This window comes from Oceanobacillus sp. FSL W8-0428, assembly GCF_038004405.1.
Taxonomy (GTDB): domain Bacteria; phylum Bacillota; class Bacilli; order Bacillales; family Amphibacillaceae; genus Oceanobacillus; species Oceanobacillus sojae.
In genome coordinates this window covers 291640-307203 of record NZ_JBBORB010000001.1, presented here as the reverse complement: position 1 = coordinate 307203, position 15564 = coordinate 291640, and the positions used below count along the sequence as shown (strand labels likewise).

The window sequence follows — 15564 nt, the reverse complement described above, 5'->3', positions numbered from 1 at the left end:
ATTCAAAAGTCCTGTTTATTGGGCTTTTTGAACATCCTTCTATAAATCAATTAATAATATAATCTCGAATCAATTTGTATATATATTCCTTCGAACTTGCCTGAATCAGTTTCGGTAACAGGCTAGACGAGGAAGCAACCTTCATTAATTGCATTAGTGCATGAATATGCTGCTTTTTATCAACTGCAGCAATCATAATCATCAAATGAATCTGATGATTTTCTTCCCCGTAAGCGATACCGTTACGAATTTTTAACAGGCTCATACCAACTTTTTGAACACCTTCCTCTGGTGTGGCGTGAGGAATAGCAACATGCTCGCCGATAGCAATATAAGAATCCTCTTTCGAATGCTGAATGGTTGCATCGATGTAATTTGGTGTAATGTATCCAAGTTTAAGTAACGGTGCACCACATAATCGAATGGCCTCATCAAAAGAGGAGACAGATTCCCTTAGCGTAATATGATCTATAGTCAGAAAATCATGTAAGTCTTTCTCTTCATTTGCAGAGGCCTGTTTTGTAATGGCTGCATTCTTATTGCGATGGATGTAAGCATAGAGCTCCTTTCGCAAACTTTTTTCATCAGAGATATTGGAATGCTGCTGAATCTTTTCTATTAAATCGTCCACATTGATTTCATTTGGAATATAATCATATATTTCCAGCATGACTTGTTTTCGAATGCGCTGTTTATCTTCTGCGCGCAGAACCGGTTTGCAGATAAACAGCTTTTTATCTGTCTCTAACGTAATTGGCGAGAAAACGATATCGTAATCCAGCTCGTAATGTAAAAACTCTCTGACAGACAGCCAATCCAAAAATACAAATTCAGGGAACAGCTCACACAGCTGCTGGAACATTAGCCGGGAAACAGAGATTCCGCGCGGGCAGACAACCAGTGCTTTTATTTTCTGGGCTATGCTTTCTCCCTGTTTATGCATCCAGCCGCTGATCAACATGACAATGTAAGTAACTTCATTTTCAGGAATCCTGCTTTCCATCACTTCTTCGAGTGGACTAATTGCTAAATGAACCAGGTGACGGATTTGTTCAAATTCTTCATTCTCGTTATCTTCGAAAAGGATGGAATCTGTCAGCTGATATTTAATCCGGTAGTACGCCGGTGTTAAATGCTGCAAGAGCTTATCAATTAACTGCTTACGATCATGAAAGTTAATACAGGCATTTTTTTCAAAAAGCCGGACCATTTTATCAATCGCCGGAATTAAGTCAGGAATGTAGTCCTCTGTCACCCAAGAATTCCGGTGGACACTGCCAGTTAACAGATTCAATGTAATAAAGATACGCTCAGGAGTTGGAAGACTTTTATCGTATAAAATTTCTTCCGTCGCCTGATATTCCTTTGTATTAGAAAGCTCGTCGTAGCGGATAAAGAAAGGTTGAATTGGATACCCTTTTTGGATTCTCCGCAGAATTAATACAAATATTGCCGGGAGCGACATCATAATTTCATCTGTGAATTGGATGGTAAGCTTTTGTTCCACCCGTTCCAGCCGGCGCTCAAACTGGTCAAGCAGTTCATCCTCGAGCATCAGTATTTCCTGGAGTTTTCTTTTGTTGTCATCATGCAGGATTAATTCATTTGCAAGTCCTATCATCATCTTGCGTGCTTGAAATTCATTTCCTATAATCTGATAACCCTCTTTTCTGGTATGCTGTATTTCCAATTGATAAGAATCTAACAGCCTCTGAGCATGCTTCATATCATTTAAAATGGTGTTTTTGCTGACATCCAGCTGTCTGGTTAAATCGCTTAATGAAATAGTATCTTTTCCGCCCAAGATGGCCATAATCAGAAATTTTACCCGATCCTGTTCAGACATAATTCCGTCCCGGAACTTGGAATCTCCAGCAGAACTTTGCTTCACAGTTGCAGTTAAAATAGAGTGATCGATAATAAATTGACCTTTCCTGGTTCGTTCTATTTCTGGCAAATGATTGTCTTTTAACCAAGCATTTATTTTTTTAAAGGTATAGCCTAACTGTCGGCGAGAAAGATTATATTTATCTGCAAGCTCTGAACTTGAAATACTTGTATCATTGATTAGTGCGTTAAAAATAATCTCTTCTCTTTCTCCTAACACAACGCCTGCCTCCTTTGATTAGAATCATAACAATTGCTGAATAATTAATGAATGCGTTTACATCACAAAGTAGAGAATCATCTTTGTACAACATTGTGATAATGCATCTTGTTTTATCCTACATAAAATTTTGAAATAATAGTAGTAACAGGAAAGTAAAATAAATATTTATTTTACTAGAAAAAGAAATTTATAATTCAAGCTACTGAATAAACTATAAGATTTGCTATGTATTTTGAATAAATGTTAGAGAGATTAAATTATATTTTTTTCTGGCACTGGAAAAATATTTAGACGAGGTAAAGAGGAGTTAAATCTATAATTAGTATCTGCTAATAGGTTCTAGTATAATTAGCTTGTATGTAGTATAATCAGATTATTTCATTCTGCAGATAAATGAATTTAGAGAAGGGGGACCTGAAATATGGCAGAACAAGAACCAAAGAGTTCCCGGACATATGTTGAAATTATTGGTGATACAGTTTATGGGAAGCATTTAATTTTTACAATTATCATCAGCGTGATGTTCAGTTTTATTGGTTTTTTTATAGGCAGAGAGCTTATTTTTCCACGAATTGCTCCAGAGGAAATGATTCAGTCCTATTCATTGCTGCTAGGAATAGCCGGAAGCGTAATAGGCCTGCTGATAAACACGTTTTTATTTAAACCAAAAAGAACCTTAAATGAAACAGCATCTACGAGCAATGAACTATCGGAAATATATGAGAAGCTGCAACTGGATATGGAAGAAGAGCGTGAATCTATATTAAATGATCCAGTAACAGCGCAAGAAATGAAGGAACAAGGATTTTATGACATGTTTATTCCTGATGATAAGGAGCAGCATCACACAGAAGAGAAGAAATGGTGAAAGAGGAGAATGAACAAAAATGGATGTATTACTCATATCAATTCTGCTGGCAATTGTAGCGGGGATTATATTCACCGCAATCGGTTTAATTTCCGGTTCGGATGAAACAGCCGTGCTTGTTCCGGCAACATTAATTGTTGTATTGTTAGGGGCACCGCCAGAGGCCGTTTTTGCATTTTTTATGTCGGCGGTACTTTCAAAGCATCTCACGCATGCGATACCAACTGCGTTAATGGGTGTGCCTGGAGATACAACAGCGACGCCAATGCTGGATCATGCCAACTTTATGCGAAGAATTGGTCTGCCGCATATTGCTTTGCGAAAAATGATTTCTGGAGGAATTATTGGTGCATTTATTGCACTTCCTGTGTCATTGGCATTTGCTGTTTTCTTGAGTCAGTTTGGCGAATTTTTTCAAGAAAATGCAGGGATTATTTTTACTTTAGCCGCTGTTTTAATCGGTTATTTTTCCAAGGGGCGCTGGGCAAGTATTATTTTAATTATTCCACTTGCTCTTGTGATTCAAGGGTTAAATCTGGTCAGCACAACGATTTTAGGAACAGGATTATCCATAAGCTTCTTCCTGGGAATTGCTATTGGACCAATGTTTACAGATATTCTATTAGCGTCTTCTGCAAGTGGACGGTTAATGATTCAGCGTCAACAGCCAAATGAATATAAATTAGCTCCAGAAAAGAAATCCTGGTCCGGCTATTTTCCCAATCCATTTAAAGTTTTAACGAAAAAACAAGCAGGATCAGTCGGTGGAACATCCTTCCTGTCTTCCCTGACCTTTGCTCTCAGTCCTGTCGGGATGACGGCATTGATGGGGGAATTGATAGGATCCCGTGTGAAGGGGCAATACAAAAAATCAACGACTAGTCTTTCTACGATGAATGGTGTAACAGAGTCTACTTATATTGCGGAAACGATTATTCCGCTGGTTGCATTCGGAATTCCGCTCAGTCCTGTAGCAATTGGTCCGGCGCAGGCATTATTTAATGCACCGCCTGTATTTACAACAGAGCCGGTTCATAATCTACATACGTTAATGGAGCCGCTGGATTTTCTTCTTTACGGATTGATCGGAATTATTGTTGCCGCAATTATCGCTTACCCATTCTCAATGAACTTTGCAAGAAAAGCAACAGTTCTTGTCCTAAAACATATTAACCAGGAAGCAATTATAGCGATGTTTATTGGTGTAGTTACGCTGCTTGCGTTTTATGAAGGCGGCCTGGTGAGTGTTACTGTTACTTTTGGAATGGCTATGGTCGGAGGTTTATTGAATCGCTTCCTCGGTGTAGGAATCGGTGTTCAATTTATGATATTCTATGGTTCTAACTGGATTGTAACCACTTTATTGGGAATGTAGGATCTAATAGATAGCGGGGCAGTTGAATCCTGTCCCGCTATTTTTATAAGAAAGAAATGAATAGAAATATTTCAGAGAATAAACCTGTATTAAAATATGGTAAGATATCAGGTGGAAGGATGTGAAGCGAATGAAGTTAATAGCAATTGATTTAGATGGTACGTTACTGGGGGAAGATGGAAAAATTAGCGAAGTAAATCAGGAAGCCATTCGCAAAAGACAAGCGAATGGAGATAGCGTTGTTTTTTGCTCTGGAAGATCACTGCATGATATGAAGGAGATTGCAGCAGCAGCTAATTTGGAGCTTCCACTAATCTGTGCGAATGGTTCATTAACAAGTGTAAATGATGAAATTATCCGCAGCCAGATACTTACTTCAGACAAGTTAATAGAAATAATGGAAAAAGTATCTGAGGCGGAATTATATTTTGAAATTTATACAAATAAAGGTGTATATATCCAAAAAGATAAACAGCCGATTCTGGAAGAGGAAAAGGAAACGCTTTTTGATACACCAGAGGAAAAAGAAAATGCAGAACATATTATTCAAATACAAAATATGCAATATGGTATGGTCGAAGTAGATGATTACTTAGAAGCGGGAGTTGCAGAATTGGAGCCTTACAAAGTGTTTATCCTGTCATTCCGTCGTCAAGAATTAGAGAAGCTTGCGGAAGCCTGGAAGGATAGAGAGGATATCTCTGTAACAACCTCAGGCTATCAAAAATTAGAGGTTGCTCATCCAGATGCGAGTAAAGGAAATGCCTTGAAAGGACTGGCGGAATACTATCACATTCCCCAGGAAGATGTTGTGGCCGTTGGAGATAACTATAATGATGTTTCCATGTTCCAATATGCAGGAACTGCTGTGGCAATGCAGAATGCAGAGCCGGAAGTAAAGGAATATGCAGATCATGTAACAAGAAGCAATGAAGAAAATGGCGTCGGTTATGCACTGAATGAAATAATCGAGTAATGAAAGACATATTTAAAGCCGCAATTATACTTTTATAAAAAATCCGAATCTGATTCACATTTTTAGATTAAGAAAGTGTGAATTCAGATTCGGATTTTTGTGCAATATTATCGCTATTCTTCTGCATTCTCAATTGTTTTCTTCTTTACAAATTGGAACAATCCAACCTCATGGGCTGCCTGGAATGCACTGACAACGAATGGTCCAAAAATCAGCCCGAGTACCCCGAAAAAGACAAAACCAAAATACATGGATAAGACTGTCGGCAACGCTGCGAGTCCCATTTGATCGCCAAGTACCTTTGGTTCCGTAATCCGTCTGATAACCAGCAGGAATAATGCTAATATCATCAGCTGCAGGCCAGTTGGAACATCTCCGATCATCATCATTAATCCTCCCCAGGGAACAAGGATTAATGCAGGACCGACGTAAAGAGGAATAATATCTACAATCCAGATAATAAAGGTCATTAACAGTGCAAATCGCGGCGAAATAAATAATAAGCTCAAATAAGTAATGACAAAAATCATAATACTAAGTAAGAACTGTGCTTTCCAGTATCCCCAGAACACTACTTTTAAACGACCGAAGAAGTTATTTAATTTGATAGCTGTTTTCTCTGGGAAAAGAGCAAAGAATGCTTGAAACAGCTTTGGTAAATCAAGGCTGAATAAGAAGAAAGTGATAAGATAAACAAGAGATATAAAGAGCAGGTTGGGAATAGATTGCACCCATGATCCGAGCATGCCGATCATGCTCTCCACTAAGTCATATCCGGTGTTTAATAACCGCTCCGATTGTCGTTCCAGTTCACTGATAATTGCATCGCGCTGAGGTAAATCAGCAATCAAATCATTAAATTTATAAATAATTTCATTAATAATAGATTGAATTTCACTTCCATACTTCGGAACATTATAGCTCCATTCTACAATACGGCTGATTGTGCTTGTAAGCATAACATAAAGCAATGCGCACGCTGCCACTACAAATGTTGTAAAGACAATGGTTACCGGCCAAATTCGTTTTTCTGTTTTTAAAGCTTTCTTCAACAGCTTTACCAGCGGTTCAAAAATAACTGCTGTCAGTAATGCGAGTAAGACAGGTATAAATACTGAAAAGTAAAAGTACAAGAACACACCAAGTGCTACAAGTAAAATACCGATAATAATTTTCTTAATTAATGCTTGGTTTAACAAAAGCTTTCCTCCTGCCAGTAAAAACAATAATTTCTTATAAAGGACTTTTTGAACACATACACCTATAGTATTATTTTATAGTCCGATTCTCAACTTGTAAACTAGAACGAGGGGCGTTATGGAATAAGAAGCGGCTTTACACATGCTTACTGAATAAAAAATCCGCCAACTTCATTATTTCCATTAACAGATACATTTAAAACAACAGGCTGATTATTAAATGCTCCCTCATAAAGAATGGAGTAATATCCATCAACTTGCTGCTCATCCACATAGTCGTATCCTGCAAACTTCCCGAAATCTGTAGTAAGCTGATCCCAAATCTCTTCTAAATCAGCTGCAGTTACTTCAGACGCCATAGTATCATCAAAAAGTGCTGCTGCCCCTTCAAAATCTTCATCAGCCACCAGTGTTAAAAATGCTTCAGCAGTTTCAGAGGCCTCCTCAGATGTTATGGAAGCAGTATCCTCATTGCCTGTTGTTTCTTCCTCTTCCGTCTCTTCTTGATTTGTCTGTGTATCTTCCGGGCTATTGTCATTATCTGTTTCAGAGGGTGAATCTGAATTTCCACATGCTGCAAGTACGATAATTAATAAAAAAGATGTTAATAGAATAATTAATTGTTTTAATTTCATTTTTATGCTCCTTTTTTTAATTTTTATGCTCAATAATCCAGTCGCTTATATCTGTAATTACTTTTTCATCAACATGACCGGGAATTTGGTATTCTTGAACACTTCCTTTATTTTCTCCCTGAGACAAAATAAAGATATGATTAAGGTTTGGATATGATTTTAACGTTACCTGCGGGTCATTCTCAAAAATGCTTTGCCATGCGGCGAAATCCTTTTCCATCGTTACCTGGAAATCTGCTTCTCCCTGAAGGACAAGTATCGGTTTGTTGGAATCAAGGGCTATCTGGCCAACATCATACTGATCCATTTCTTGAAAATAATATCCGCTCATTCCAGAAAGATCATATTCCATTGCTTCTTCTGCAGACATATCCTGAAAGCTTTCTGTAAGCTCTTTAAATGCTTCAGCCTGCTCCTTTACCCGCTCTTTTGCTTTATCACTCAGATTTTCAGGAATCAAATCTAATTGCTGATCGTACATAATTTCCCATAGAGAACGAGGAGAACCGGCTAAAAGAATCATTCCGGCTGTATCTGCTTCTTCATCAATCCGTGGTGCAAGCATTCCACCAAGTGAGTGTCCGCCAATATATACTTGATCTGCCTGAATTCGATCATCCGCTTGTAGCAGACGTGCTGCTTCTACTGCATCATCAATGGTTTCTTCTTTAACTGTCAGGGCAGGACCTAAATCTTCCATCATTTTCGCACCGTGCGTAAATGTACGCTTATCATAGCGGAGAACAGCAATTCCATTCTCTGCTAATCCGTAGGCAATATCTTGAAAAGGCTTGTAACTGTAGATAGCCTCATCCATATCACTCGGTCCTGAGCCTTGTACGAGCACGACAGCAGGAAAAGGTCCTTCTCCATCATCCGGAAGGGTCAGCTTTCCACTTAAGGGGTAGCCTTCCTCAGCTTCGATTGTAATTTCTTCCTCTACAGCTGAACCAGGCAGTGTTAACTCTTCATACAGGCGCTCAATTTGTAAGCTTTCCAGCTTTTCTTCTTCATTCCATTTCGTTTTAACCGTCACTGTTGCGTCATCAAAAATAACTTCACCAGAAACAGTTGTTTTTTCCTCCTTAGCAGCAGCTTCCATGTTCTTTATTTCATCCAATACAGTTCCTCGATTTGCTTCCCAGGAGAGCTGTAATTCTGCAGCTGGATATTTTTCCTGCAATGCTTCTGAAAAGTATTCTTGTTCAATCTGCTGGTACTCCTCCCCCTGTAATTGCTGAATCAATTTTTCGGTATTTTCTTCAGCGGTACTCTCTTGGCTTGAACAGGCAGAGAGGATGGCAAGGCTAAGACCAATAAGAAATATGTATTTTTTTCGCAAGCTCTTCACTCCTCTTTATGATTGTGCTAAGTATTGATTGATTATTTTAAGGTTATATACATACTTACGATTGAGATAAGATTATGTTTCAAAACTGCTTAATTATTTGTTGATTAGCAGAACTTTCGTTAAGATGGAAGTATACTTTTGACATGATTTCGAAGGGAAGAGGTGGGAAAGTTTGCCTACAAATACAGAATTATTTCAAATAAAAACAAATAAGAAGCAGGAATTCGTTTTTTTAGATAGCCAGCTGGAAGAAATTTTAGCAAATAGCGGTGTGCAGGAAGGGATCATGATTGTGTATTGTCCACACACAACTGGTGCGATTACGATTAATGAAAATGCTGACCCAGATGTCCGACGTGATTTATCACTTGGTATGAACGAAACCTTTCCGAATAAAGCGGCTTATGTTCATATGGAGGGAAACTCAGATGGTCATATGAAATCCTCCGTTGTGGGGGCCAGCGAAACGTTAATTATTTCAAATGGACAGCTAGTCCTTGGAACATGGCAGAGTATTTATTTTTGTGAGTTTGATGGACCAAGAACACGGAAGGTATATGTCAAAATTATTGAAGGATAAGGCTTGTACATAAAGGGGGAAATAAAAGTATGACTGCAGAGGCATTATTATTTAATCCGCAAAGACATATTGAATTAGAAGGAACACAAAATATTCGTGATTTAGGAGGCTATCCGACAAAGGATGGCAAACAGACAAAATGGGGGAAATATTACCGTGCTGATTCCTTACATAATGTATCCCCGGAGGGACATGCTTTTTTGCAAAAGGAAAAAGGCGTCCATACCATTATAGATTTGCGTCTCAGCATGGAAGGAAAGTATAGAAAAGAAGATAAAGCACTTTATGATTTTTATAATATTCCATTGCTGGATCCAGCTACATTTACAACAAAAATTCCGAAAAGTCTTATAGATATGTATATCTTAATGTTGGAGACCAGTAAACCGAAATTTAAAGAAATCATGGACATATTTCTAAAAAAGCAAGGAAATCCTGTTCTTTTTCATTGTCGTGTCGGAAAGGATCGTACGGGTGTCCTGGCTGCTATTTTATTAGATTTAGCAGGTGTACCTAGAGATATTATTGTGAAGGATTATGCTTTAACAGGAGAGTACAAGAAAATAACGGATGAAGAGCTTAATAATCGCCCGCTGCTGATGTCGCGCAATCAATTTAAAACAATGTTGGAATGTGAGCCTTCTTATATGGAAGCATTCTTGGACTATATGTATGAAAAATATGAGAATGCTGCCGGCTTCTTAAAAACGATTGGTTTGACGGTAGAAGAGATTAAAGCATTACATGATGATTTTGTAGTAGAGGATGTTCAAAAAGCTCAATAAAGATGACACGGCGATAAGAGGATCTTCTACTAAGAACGCCCACGTCGTGTGGACAACGTAGAAGCCACCGCAACACGTGAGAAATACGTTTGGAAATAGCAGCTAGTCGCCTTGAACTTTCGACGCACAGGATATGCTAGTGTCAGCGTTGCAGCAACTTTTTTCGATGGGGTGAGTAATCGCAACCCCAGGACGACGCGGTCTTAGCCGACGGGTCCTGTTTACCGGACTTTTTGAACACACATTAGAAGAAGCATAAGAAAAAGGGAGTTTAACAGGCTTATGCCGTGTTATTCTCCCTTTTTCTATTTTCCAGATACCTAATAATATGGCGGATACGGGTATCCATTATAGTATCCAGGAGGCCCGGGCGGTCCAGGAGGGCCTGGTGGACCCGGCGGACCGTAATATCCCATTGGTCCCGGTGGTCCAGGAGGTCCGGGCGGCCCTGGGGGACCATAGAATCCTGGTCCGGGACCAGAACCAAAGGCACTTCCTAATAAGCCGCCAGCTAACCCGCCGATAAATGGAAAAAAGAACGCACGCTGCTCTGGTCCATGTTGATGAAGGGCTTGAGCAGGGTATGGGCTATATTGTGAAGCAGGCATATCAAACTGCTCTGGATGCTGATAATCCATCACTTGATATTCATCTGCATGTGAATAAGCATGATTTGGGTCAGGTTGCATATACATTCCTCTTTTCTGTATGAGCTATATACCTAACCTATGCAGCTGCTTCGATTTTGTTCATCCGTTCTCCCGTATCGTCTGAACTTAACGGCGGAATAAGCGCATAACGAAACTGACAACGACAATAAGGATAATAGCACCAATCAGAGCAGGGATAATATAGAATCCTCCTATTTCAGGTCCTAACTCTCCAAAGATAGCAGAACCAAGCCAGGCACCGATGAAACCTGCCAGAATATTTCCGATAATTCCACCTGGTAAATCCTTACTTACTATTAATCCGGCTATCCAGCCGATGATTCCACCAACAATTAGACTCCAAATAAAACTAAACATAAAAATCATTCCTTTCTATATTTTATCTATTTCCAAATATAAGTATTTTAAACTTAAAATTATTCATTTTTTTGATGTCTTAATGTATATAGCATTATTGGAGAAATAATTTATTTTATATTCGAGAATAAAGACCTTTTTGATTTGGGTTTATTTTTATAGGCAATAAGTATTGATTCAACTATTAAATCCCGTAATTATTTCAGGAAATGTAATCTGAAATATGCACAACTTTAGTTTGTTTAAATGGTTATATGAATTATTTTTTTAATAAAAAAGACCTTTTTATGTTTATTAATAGAATCTATTATATTGCATAATTACCTTTTAATTACTTTTATTACCTTTTTAATGGAAATAATAAAAAGTTTTTATAAAATTTCTCATTTTTAGATACATTTTCTCTCATTTCTTCCGATAAATAAATATAGACAATTAGGAGAGATGGAAAAATGAAAAAAATATTCAAAGCCAAAGGAATACGATTTAAATTAGTCTTATCTTTTATCTTAATTTTATTAGTACCGGGAATAACCATTGGAGTAATGTCATATTTTAGTTCAATGAATACGATAGAACAGCAAAAGCGGGATCAGGTACAGGAGTTAACCGCAGTGATGAATCAGACAATTAATAATACATTTGAACTGAAGCAGAATGATATGAAAGTCTTATCGAGCGTCATTACGGCAGATGTAATAGAGGATACAGACGAATTAGAGAGAATAATGTCTGATTATATCGGGTTACATCCTGAGGCTCCTGAGTTTTATCTTGGGACTGCAGAGGGAGATTACCATATGCAGCCGGATTTAGAGATGGAGGATGGCTATGATCCAAGAGAGCGTGACTGGTATCAGGAAGCAATGGCAAATCCGGAAGAAGTGATTATATCTGATCCTTATCTGACAGTGAGCGGCGACGGACAGATAGCTGTCAGTATTTCTAAAGCACTGGAAGATGGATCAGGAGCAATTGGCATTGATGTATCTATGGACTTTATTCAGCAGCTTGTATCAGAAATGAGTATAGGTAAAAATGGTTACGCTATCCTGCTGGATACAAATCAAAACTTTATTTATCATCCAGAATCAGAAGCCGGGGAAGAAGCGGAAGAATCTTTCTACCAGAAAATGTATGATAATGATTCCGGTACATTTAACTATGAATACAATAATATGTCTAAAATTATGGTATATGATACAAACAGTTTGACAGGCTGGAAGCTGGGAGGAACAATTGATGAAAGTGAAGTAGGGACTACTGCTATGTCAATTTCTACTCCGGTTACTATTACGCAGGGTATTACCTTAATTATCGGAACAGTTGTTATTTTACTACTTATCCGTTCCATTATCCGTCCAATTAAGGATTTAAAAGAAAAAGCAGAAATTATCAGTACGGGAGACTTAACACAATCGGTTGAAGTTAAAACAAATGATGAAATTGGTCAGTTGGGTACAGCTTTTAATAAAATGGGAGAAACCTTGCGGGAATTAGTCAGGGATGTTGAATTGAATGCACAGCAGGTTGCCGCATCTGCTGAAGAATTAAATGCAAATGCAGACCAGATGACAAGCTCATCCGAACAGGTATCTCTGGCAATCCAGGAAGTATCCTCCAGCGCCGAGCATCAGTTAAGCGGAACAGAGGACGGTGTTCATTCACTGGAAGAGGTATCAACAGGTGTCGGCAGAGTAGTGGAAAGCTCTACACAAGTGACAGAATTGGTTCAAAAAATGAACACGCAGGCAGAGGTCGGCGGACAGGCTGTGAGTGATACATTGAATCAGATGACCTCTATTCAGTCGTCTGTTGAGAATACTAATGAAAATATTTCATCTTTATTAGAACGTTCGAAACAGGTTAACACAATTTTAAATGCAATTACAGATATATCTGAACAGACAAATCTTTTAGCATTAAATGCAGCGATTGAAGCAGCACGTGCTGGAGAGCATGGAAAAGGGTTTGCGGTAGTAGCAGATGAAGTCCGGAAGCTAGCTGAACAGTCCAAGCTTTCAGCTACACAAATCAGAGATATTATCGTCGGAATTCAAACGGATGTAGAGAATGCGGTCGATAAAATGTCACAAGTAACCTCTAATGTAAATAGCGGACTGGATGTTTCCTATGATGCGATTGATAAATTTGGGGAAATCATGCGCTCCAGTGAGAGTATTAAACCGCAAATGGAGGAGGTTACATCCATCTCAGAGCAAATGTCTGCAGCTGTAGGACAATTAACGGAAACAGTGAGCGACTTAGCATCTATTGCCCGCAATAATGCGGCATCTTCACAGGAAGTGGCGGCGTCCTCTGAAGAACAGCTTGCGTCTATGGAAGAAATCTCTGCATCTGCGAAATCACTATCAGCAATGGCTGAAGATTTATCAGAGAAAGTTTCAAAATATAAATATTGAATCAGGATGAAAATATAAAAAGTGCAGTAGTGATAATTTTCACTGCTGTACTTTTTTGTGTAGGAAAAACATATTTACCTATATTTATTTACGTTAGCAAGAATATTTTCATACATTTTTTAGGATAATTAGTTTATGTTAAAAAAATTTGCAGGACTAAATAACTTAAAATGTATTCAATTTCTTAATATGCAGCCGATAGATAAATATAGAAGCACTTTTTTCAAGAAAAACGATAGGGTGGAGGGACAGCAATGAAGAAAAAAGGGATTCGTTTTAAGCTGATTATATCATTTATATGTATGTTATTGATTCCGGGCATTGTAATTGGTTTTATGACGTACAATAGCTCTGTCAATACATTACAGACACAGCAGGAAAATCAAGTGAAAGAAATTATCACGATTATGAATCAGACGATTGATAATACATTTGCTTTAAAGAGCAGGGATGTAGAAGTATTAGCGGAGCAGGTTCAGGGAGAGCTGATAGATAATGAGTCAGAAGGATTAGCTACAGCCTTGGAGCAATATTTTTATTTCCATGATGAAGTAGTATCCGCTTATGCCGGTTCTGAGGATGGGGCGTTTATGGAAGCATCAACGGATGTGATAGAGGGAGATTATGATCCGCGTGAACGTTCGTGGTACATAGAAGCAATGGCAAACCCTGGAGAAATTATTATCTCTGAGCCTTATGTATCAGCAGGGGCAGATAGTGATATGGTTGTCACAGTATCCAAAGCGTTAGAGGACGGCTCAGGAGTTGTCGGGTTGGATTTATCGATTGATTTTATTCAGCAGGTAGCATCTGGAGTCCAAATCGGTAAAAACGGCTATGCGATTTTATTAGATAAAACGCAGCACTTTATTTATCATCCGGTTATGGAAATCGGTGAAGAAGCAAGCGAAGCCTTTTATAATAGCCTATACGATTCAGGTAGTGGTGAATTTGAATATAACTATGAAGATACAGATAAAATCATGGTTTATGGAACCAATGATTTAACTGGTTGGAAAATAGCTGGAACAATCGATTATAGTGAAATTCAAACAGAGGCCGCTACGGTTTTTAACACCTTATTAATTGTATTAATCAGTGCTGTTATTATTGGACTGGCAGTTACGGTATTTATCGTACGTTCCATTGTTAAACCAATCAAGGAGTTGAAAGAGAAAGCACATATTATCAGTACGGGCGACTTAACACAATCTATTGAAGTGAAAACAAAAGATGAGATTGGAGAGCTAGGCACTGCTTTTAATGAGATGCAAAACAGCTTAAAAGAATTAATTCGCGATGTTGAATTTAATGCACAGCAGGTTGCAGCATCAGCCGAAGAATTAAATGCCAATGCTGATCAGATGACGAGCTCGTCTGAACAAGTATCACTGGCTATTCAAGAGGTATCTTCAAGCTCTGAAACACAATTGAATGGTACAGAAGACAGTGCTAACTCATTAGAAGAGGTATCGACAGGTGTCGGCAGAATTGTCGAGAGCTCATCACAGGTAGCTGAACTCGTAAATCAGATGAGTGAACAGGCAGAAATTGGTGGAAAAGCTGTTACGGATACATTGAATCAAATGACGTCTATTCAATCCTCCGTGGATAATACAAATGTTAATATTATGTCATTGATGACGCGCTCCAATGAAGTAAGCACGATTCTGAAGGTAATTACAGATATTTCGGAACAGACTAATTTACTTGCCCTAAATGCAGCAATTGAAGCAGCCCGCGCCGGAGAGCATGGAAAAGGATTTGCTGTTGTAGCGGACGAGGTACGTAAGCTGGCTGAACAATCGAAAACATCCGCCGGTGAAATTAGTGCGATTGTGCAGGGAATTCAAACAGACGTAAAGGACGCTGTTGAAAAAATGTCGCAGGTAACAGCAAATGTAGACAAAGGCTTAGAAGTATCCGATGATGCGATGGACAAATTTAAAGGAATTATTCAATCAAGTACAGATATTAAGCCGCAAATGGAAGAAGTTATGGCCATTTCTGAACAAATGTCAGCAGCAGTGCAGGAAGTGGCAAGTACAGCAAATGATTTAGCATCCATTGCCAGAAATAATGCAGCATCCTCTCAGGAAGTCGCAGCTTCTACAGAAGAGCAGCTTGCTTCTATGGAAGAAATATCTGCAGCAGCAAAATCTCTGTCATCAATGGCGGAAGGGTTAACTGAGAAGATTAATCAATACAAATATTAATAGAATCTAGAAAAAGCC

Annotated in this window: 13 protein-coding genes; 7 read left to right on the top strand and 6 right to left on the bottom strand. The window is 38.5% G+C overall.

Translation table 11 applies throughout. The features are described from left to right. Positions 1–46: 46 nt before the first annotated feature. Complete coding sequence (locus MKY30_RS01320; protein ID WP_147210695.1) at positions 47–2107, bottom strand: BglG family transcription antiterminator; 2061 nt, start codon at positions 2105–2107, stop codon at positions 47–49. A 424-nt stretch (positions 2108–2531) separates the two neighbouring features. On the opposite strand from MKY30_RS01320, the gene MKY30_RS01315 reads away from it, so the two are divergent. The 3 genes from MKY30_RS01315 to MKY30_RS01305 all read left to right on the top strand — a co-directional run bounded on the left by MKY30_RS01315 (position 2532) and on the right by MKY30_RS01305 (position 5329). Continuing rightward, the gene (locus MKY30_RS01315; protein ID WP_147210694.1) at positions 2532–2978 is read left to right on the top strand and encodes a hypothetical protein; all 447 of its coding nucleotides are present in this window, start codon (positions 2532–2534) and stop codon (positions 2976–2978) included. A gap of 19 nt (positions 2979–2997) precedes the next feature. After that, a complete protein-coding gene (locus MKY30_RS01310) occupies positions 2998–4353 on the top strand; it encodes a tripartite tricarboxylate transporter permease (RefSeq protein WP_341082592.1) in 1356 nt (451 codons plus the stop codon). Positions 4354–4483: 130 nt separating this feature from the next. Then, complete coding sequence (locus MKY30_RS01305) at positions 4484–5329, top strand: Cof-type HAD-IIB family hydrolase (protein WP_147210692.1); 846 nt, start codon at positions 4484–4486, stop codon at positions 5327–5329. A gap of 113 nt (positions 5330–5442) precedes the next feature. Here MKY30_RS01305 and ytvI read toward each other — a convergent pair whose 3' ends face one another. From ytvI to MKY30_RS01290, 3 genes are all read right to left on the bottom strand, one after another. After that, positions 5443–6528, bottom strand: a complete 1086-nt coding sequence (ytvI, locus tag MKY30_RS01300; RefSeq protein WP_147210691.1) for a sporulation integral membrane protein YtvI — start codon at positions 6526–6528, stop codon at positions 5443–5445. Between the two features lie 146 nt (positions 6529–6674). Beyond that, complete coding sequence (locus MKY30_RS01295) at positions 6675–7163, bottom strand: DUF3887 domain-containing protein (RefSeq protein ID WP_156984960.1); 489 nt, start codon at positions 7161–7163, stop codon at positions 6675–6677. Between the two features lie 16 nt (positions 7164–7179). Next, positions 7180–8505 (bottom strand): alpha/beta hydrolase, encoded by a 1326-nt coding sequence (locus MKY30_RS01290; protein WP_186813650.1) that lies wholly within the window; start codon positions 8503–8505, stop codon positions 7180–7182. A gap of 181 nt (positions 8506–8686) precedes the next feature. Between MKY30_RS01290 and MKY30_RS01285 the strand changes: the two genes are divergently transcribed. After that, entirely contained in the window at positions 8687–9094 is a 408-nt protein-coding gene (locus tag MKY30_RS01285) for a secondary thiamine-phosphate synthase enzyme YjbQ (RefSeq protein ID WP_147210688.1), read from the top strand. Positions 9095–9123: 29 nt separating this feature from the next. Beyond that, on the top strand, positions 9124–9879 hold the full coding sequence (locus tag MKY30_RS01280) for a tyrosine-protein phosphatase (RefSeq protein WP_147210687.1): 756 nt from the start codon (positions 9124–9126) through the stop codon (positions 9877–9879). 320 nt (positions 9880–10199) lie between these two features. Here the strand turns inward: MKY30_RS01280 and MKY30_RS24065 are convergent, their stop codons facing one another. Both MKY30_RS24065 and MKY30_RS01270 read right to left on the bottom strand, forming a co-directional pair. Next, positions 10200–10568 carry a hypothetical protein gene (locus tag MKY30_RS24065; RefSeq protein ID WP_379545819.1) on the bottom strand — a complete coding sequence of 123 codons (369 nt, stop codon included), beginning with the start codon at positions 10566–10568 and terminating at the stop codon, positions 10200–10202. Positions 10569–10655: 87 nt separating this feature from the next. Further along, positions 10656–10907 (bottom strand): GlsB/YeaQ/YmgE family stress response membrane protein, encoded by a 252-nt coding sequence (locus MKY30_RS01270; RefSeq protein WP_147210686.1) that lies wholly within the window; start codon positions 10905–10907, stop codon positions 10656–10658. Between the two features lie 452 nt (positions 10908–11359). On the opposite strand from MKY30_RS01270, the gene MKY30_RS01265 reads away from it, so the two are divergent. Then, complete coding sequence (locus tag MKY30_RS01265; RefSeq protein WP_147210685.1) at positions 11360–13330, top strand: methyl-accepting chemotaxis protein; 1971 nt, start codon at positions 11360–11362, stop codon at positions 13328–13330. Positions 13331–13584: 254 nt separating this feature from the next. Then, positions 13585–15546, top strand: coding sequence for a methyl-accepting chemotaxis protein (locus tag MKY30_RS01260; protein ID WP_147210684.1), 1962 nt, complete (start codon positions 13585–13587; stop codon positions 15544–15546). Positions 15547–15564: the final 18 nt, after the last annotated feature.